The organism is Streptomyces aureus, from assembly GCF_001418135.1.
Lineage (GTDB): Bacteria > Actinomycetota > Actinomycetes > Streptomycetales > Streptomycetaceae > Streptomyces > Streptomyces aureus_A.
Map to the genome: position 1 here is coordinate 1 of NZ_LIPQ01000410.1, position 6240 is coordinate 6240.

Annotated in this window: 1 protein-coding gene; it reads right to left on the reverse strand. The window is 74.7% G+C overall.

What is annotated here, in order from left to right:
- Nucleotides 1-6240 (reverse strand): type I polyketide synthase (locus AOK00_RS29205; protein ID WP_159041869.1); only part of this gene is annotated, 6240 nt, incomplete at both ends.

The window sequence follows — 6240 nt, forward strand, 5'->3', positions numbered from 1 at the left end:
CGGACCGCCGGGGGTGACGGGGATGGCGGGGGTGGCGGCCGAGGGTGTGCCGTCAGCAGCTGTCCCGTGGGGACCGGCCGTCGTGCTGTCGGGCGCGGTCGTCCCGTCGAGCCCCGCCGTCGCGGTGAGTTCGGCCAGGTGCTCGGCGGCGAGGCGCGCGATCGTGGACCGGCCGAAGAGTCGCGCCGGGAAGTTCCACGAGAAGGCCAGCTGCCCGTCCGACTCCCAGCACAGCAGGCTGAGCCGGGTGGCGGCGGAAGCCGTTCCGGCCGAGGTCGGACGTACCTGCACAGGGCAGTCGGGGTCGAGCGACACCGGGAACCGGGCGAAGCTGAACGACGCGGGAGCGGCGGTACGAGGCCCCGCCCCGTCCGTCGGCAGGAGCCGGGCGAGGTCCAGGCTCGTGAGCCGGCTGTGCCGTTCACTCTCGGGCCACGCGTCGCGGAGCCGTACGGCGAGCGCGTGCACCGACTCGTCCGGTCCGACACGCAGGGGGACCGGGAGGGTGTCGGCCAGCGGTCCCACCAGCCGGTCGATGCCGGGCAGCCGCGTCTCGCGCCGGGCCCTGGCGACGTTCACGGACACGTCCTCCCGCCCACCGCTCCACCGTGACAGACAGCGCGCGTACGCCGCGAGGAGCAGGTGGAAGAGGGATACGCCGTGGGCCGCGGCCGTCTCCCGGAGTGCGGCCGACAGGCCGGGGCCGGGGGTCACCTGGTGGGCGAGGAGCGGGGGTTCGGGGAGGCCCAGCGGATCACCGTCGTACGGGAGCGCGAGCGGCTCGTCCCGTCGGCTGAGTACCTCACGCCAGTACGCCCGGTCCTCGGCGAGGACGGAGCCTGAACGCTCGGACTGCTCGTGGGCGACGTACGCGCGGAAGTCGGTCGTGAGCGGAGGGAGTTGCGGGACGCGCCCCTGCGACCGGGCGGTGTAGAGGGCCCAGAGTTCCTCGCCGAGGATGTTCAGGCTGAAGCCGTCGGCGGCGGCGTGATGTACGACGAGCACGAGACGGCTGTACTCCCCGGCGTCCCTGCCGACGGCACGGGCGAGCACGGCGCGGATCGGAGCCTCGACGGTGAGGTCGAACGGCCGGTTGCACAGGGCCTCTTCGAGCTCTCCGAACTCCTCCTCGGCGGCACGGACTCCGGGCAGCTGACGAACCTCGTACCAGGGGGGAATCCTCGTGGTGTCGTGCGACGCGGACGGTACGGCGGCCTGGGCGGGAACCGACCGGCCGGGGAGGATCCGGATGCGAAGCATCGCGTGACGCTCGGCGAGCAGGCCGAGTGCCTTGCCGAGCAGGTCGGGGTCGAGGGGCCCGCGGACGTCCTGCGTCACGTACCCGTACGCGGGGACGTCCGGGTACAGCCCGCCCTGGGCGTGGAAGGCGAGCTGGACCGGCGTCAGCGAGAAGGGGACGCCGACATCGGCCGACGGCCCTGCCGCGGCCTCCTGGAGGGTGGGGGAGGGGTGCTCCTCGGACTTGCCGGGTTCGCGGGCGGGGCCGAGATCCCGGGCGGGTTCGCCGCCGAGATCCGGAGCCGGTTCGCCGCCGAGTTCGCGCGCGAGCTCGCCCAGCGTCCGGTGCTCGAAGAACAGAGTGATGGGCAGGGAGCGGTCCAGCTCCTGCTCCAGCCGCTTGACGAGATCGACTGCCATGAGCGAGTCGAGCCCGAGGCCGAGAAGCGGAACGTCGTCGGCGAGGGCGTCGGGGGAGACGTGGAGCGCGTCGGACAGCAGTTGCCGCAGGACGTCCGACACCCCGCCTCGCGGTGAGTTCGCGACCTGCTCCGTGCGTGGGGGAGCCGTCGGGGGAGTGGAGGGGCGCCGGGGTACGCCGAAGCCGGCCGCGGTACGAGGCGCGGGAGCCCTCCGGTCGAGGTCGGCGACCATGAGCTGGGCGGCGTCGATCCCGCAGGCCGTACGAAGGGCCCGCAGCGCCTCACCGGTCGCGAGCGGCAGGGGCCCGCGCGGCGCGGCACCGGCGGCAGCACGGGAGCCGACAGCGGTCCCAGTACCGGCACTGGCATCGGCGCTGGCACTGGCATCGGCACCGGGGGCGAACGGGCTCGTACGGGCTCCGATTCCCGTGTCGGCGACGATTCCGGTGTCTGCGACGAGTCCCGTGTCCGCGAACGCGGCGAAGTTGACCGCGAGCCACGGCCGACCGGCCGCGCGTTCGGCGGCGGCGAAGGCGTCGAGGTAGGCGTTGGCCGCGGCGTAGTCGCCGATCGCGCCCGCCAGGCCCGGCAGCACCGAGGCGACGGAGGAGAACGCCACGCAGAGGGAGGGCCGCAGGCCGTGCTTGACGACTCCACGGGCCAGCAGGTCGGTGCCCCGCGTCTTGGCGGCCAGGACTTCGGCCATCTCGTCGGGGGTCTTGGCCCGCAACGTGCCAGGACGTACGACGCCGGCGGCGTGGATCAGCACGTCGATTCGCGGCGGCAGACCGGCGAGCAGCGTGTCGACGTCGGTCTCGCAGGAGACATCGGCGGCGCGGTAGTCCACGGTGGCGCCGAGTGCCCGGAGTTCGGTGAGCAGCCCGGCGGGCGGCTCGGCCGAGCGGCCGGTCAGCAGCAGGGTCGGCCGGCCCCGCCCCGCGAGATCACGGGCCAACGCGGCGCCGACACCGCCGGCGCCACCGGTGATCAGATACGTGCCGTGCGGCGGCAATGCCGCAGCCTCGGCGTCAGATCCTGTGCCGGGCCTTGTGCCAGATCCTGTGCCGGGCCTCGTGCCAGATTCCGTGCCGGGCCTCGTGACAGTTCCCGTGCCGGGCATCATGGGGACTCGCTCGGTCGTCCGGCCGAGGCGTCGCCCCGCCCGCCAGGCGACGGCGGTCGCCGGTCGAAGGCACGCGTCGTCGTCCGGCACGGCGGACCGAGCGGCGAGCTCGTGGTCGAGCGCGTCGAGCTGTGCGCCCACCTCGTCGAGGGACGAGAGGTCGACGCTGTGGGCGACCACACCGGGAAACTCCTCCGGCAGCGCCAGGGTCAGTCCGGTCAGGACCGCCTGTGCCGGGCGGGGACGCTCGGGTCCGGCGCCGGTGACGTGGACGTCCTCGGTGACGACGAGCACGCGCGGGCGGTGGAGCGCGAGCTCCGGCAGGAGGTTCTGAAGCCCGGTCGCCATGGCGCGGTGGGCCGCGTCGAGCGCGTCGGCGGAGTCCGGCTCCACGGCGGGACCGGCGAGCAGCACGACGACCTCGGGGGCCGGATCGCCATCGGTCACCGGCCCACAGCCGGCCGGCGCGCCGCCGGCCGCACGTCCGACCAGCGCGTCCCCGGCCGGACGACCGACCGTGACACCCCGCCCTCTGAGCCGGTCCGCGAACGCGCGGGCAAGCGGCGAATCCGGCCCCGCCAGAAGGACGGAACGCGGCCCGGATCCGACGGTCAACGGGGCGTCGTCCCACTCGAATCGGTGCAGCAGCGACAACGGCAGCGGCAGGCGCGTCCGGGGCCGGGGAGCGGCCTCCGGCCAGTAGCGGCGCCGCTGGAAGGGATACGTGGGCAGGCCGGAGATCCGGGCCCGTCCGGCGTCCAGCCCGGCACGGTCCAGCGGCACACCCCGCTCCCAGAGCCGACCGACGGTCTCAAGAAGCCCCCGCGCACCGCCCCGGTGCCCGGCAGCGAGGGCGACCGCCCCGCCTCCGCGCGGATGCGCGGCCGCCACGGCGCGCACGGAGCCACCGAGGGCCCCGGCGCCGAGCTCCACGAACGTGTCGTACCCGTCGACGAGCAGCCGCTCCACCGCAGCACCGAAACGCACCGGCTGCCGGGCATGGCCACGCAGATACGCCGGGTCCAGGACGGGCTGCCAACCGGCGGTGACCGTACTGATCAGCGGTGTCGACATCACCGACGGCCGGAGCACGAGAGTCCGCGCGGCTTCGGTGAGCGGGTCCAGGGCCGGATCCATCAGGGACGAGTGGAAGGCCCGGGACACACCGAGCCGACGTGCGGCGATGCCCCGAGCGGACAGGGTGACGAGCGCGCCCTCGACAGCGGCCTCGGTCCCGGCGAGGACGACCTGGTCGGGACCGTTGACGGCGGCGACACTCAGCGCGCCCCCCGCCCGGGCCACCAGATCGGCGACCGAATCCTCACTGCAGCGCACGGCCGCCATGGCGCCGGGGGCGCACAATTCGGCCATCAGGCGGCCACGTTCGGCGGCGAACCGCACGGCGTCGGCGAGCGAGAGCGTCCCCGCGACGCACGCGGCGGCGATCTCGCCGACGCTGTGACCGGCGACGGCGTCAGGGGTGATGCCCCAGGCCCGCACCTGGCGGGCTAGCGCGACCCCGTACGCGACGAGGAGCGGCTGGGCGATGTCGGTACGGGCGAGTGCGTCGGGCGCGACGTCGTCATCGAGGCACCAGGCGGCGAGACTGCGCCCGCCGATCGCCCCGGCGTGGCCGGAGGCCTCGTCGAGCGCCTCGCGGAAGGCCGGCGCGGCGGCGTACAGCGCGCGGGCCTCACCGTGCGGCCGTACGCCCTGCCCGGGAAGGAGGAGGACGAGGCGAGCACGGGATCGCACCGGGGGACTGGGCGGCGTCACTCCGTCGAGTACGGCTTCCAGCCGGGCGGCGAGATCGCCGTCGGCGACGAGGGAGAGACGATCGGGTCCCGCGTCGCGGGCGGCGGCGACGGTGGCACAGACGTCCCCCTCGTCGAGCCGGGGATGGTCACGAAGGTGGGCGGCGAGTCCGGCGGCAGCGGCGCGCAGTCCGTCCTCCCCGTGTGCCGACAGGGTGAGCAGCCGGGGCCCGCGCGACGGCACCGGCTCCGGCCGCAGCCGGGCGGGAGCCTCCTCCAGTACGGCATGGGCGTTGGTGCCGCCGAAGCCGAAGGCGTTGATCCCCGCGACGAGTGGTCCCGGCGCCTCCCAGTCACGGACGGCGTCGACCAGGGCGAACCCGGAACCGGCCAGGTCGGGCGAGGGCGAGGGCAAGGATGAGGGTGAGGGCGAAGAGGAGGCCGGGGCCGCGAGCACGGGCTCCGATGCGGTCGAGGGCGCGGTCCGGAGCGGTGACGGCGGCAGACGCCGCTGACCGAGTGCGAGGACCACCTTCACCAGGCTCGGCATTCCGGCGGCGTTGAGCAGATGGCCGATGTTCGTCTTGACCGAGCCGAGCAGCCGGAGCCGACCGTCGGCCGGCGGCGGAAAGGCGTGGGCGAGTGAGCGCACCTCGACGGGGTCGCCGATCGGCGTGCCGGTGCCGTGGGCCTCCACGTACGACACGCTCTCGGGGGCGACGCCCGCGTCCCGGTAGGCCTGCGTGATGACCTCGCGCTGTGTCAGGGGATTGGGCGCCATCAGGCTGAGCGAACGGCCGTCGTTGTTCACGGCGGTGCCGCGAAGCACGGCGAGGACGGGATCCCCGTCCCGCTCCGCCTCGTCGAGACGGGTCAGGACCAGCGCCGCGCCGCCCTCCCCGGGGACGAACCCGTCGGCCGCCGCGCCGAACGCGTGGCACCGTCCGGTCGGGGACAGCGCCCCCGCCTTCTCCAGGAGCGCGTACCCGTCCGGCGTGAGATGGAGCTGTACGCCGGCGACCACGGCGATGTCGCACTCACCGGCCTGAAGACTGCGGCGCGCCAGGTGGAGCGCGACGAGGGCCGAGGAACAGGCGGTGTCGACCGCGAGCGCGGGCCCGGTCAGGTCGAGGCAGTGCGCGACGCGAGCCGCGAGCATGTTGGGCAGGTTCCCCGTGAGGGCGGCGGCGGGCAACTCGCCCTCACCGTAGGCCCCTTCGAGAACGCGCCGGTAGCCGCTGTCACCGGCGGCGACGAAAACGCCCACCCGGCGCCCGCGCCGCCGCGGCCCGGCACGGCCGGCCCGCTCCAGGGCCTCGTGGGCGAGCTCCAGGAGAATCCGCGCCTGAGGGTCGGTCGCCCGCGCCTCCTCCTCCCCGATCCCGAAGAACCCCGCGTCGAAACCGTCGGGTTCGTCGAGGAACGCACCCCACCGTGTGGGCCCGTCGGCCGGATCGGCCCATCGTCCGTCGGGTACGGCGGTGACGGCGTCGTAGCCGTCGAGGAGCCGGTCCCAGAAGGCTTCGGGCGTACCGGCCCCGGGAAAACGACAGGCGAGCGCGGATATGGCGACCAACGGCTCGTCGGCCTGCGCGGACGTGCGCGGAGCGGCCTGCGGGGACGTGCGCGAAACGGCCTGCGCCGAATCGCGCGGAGTGGCCTGCGCCGCCCCGTGCGGAATGGCCTGCGCCGCCCCGTGCGG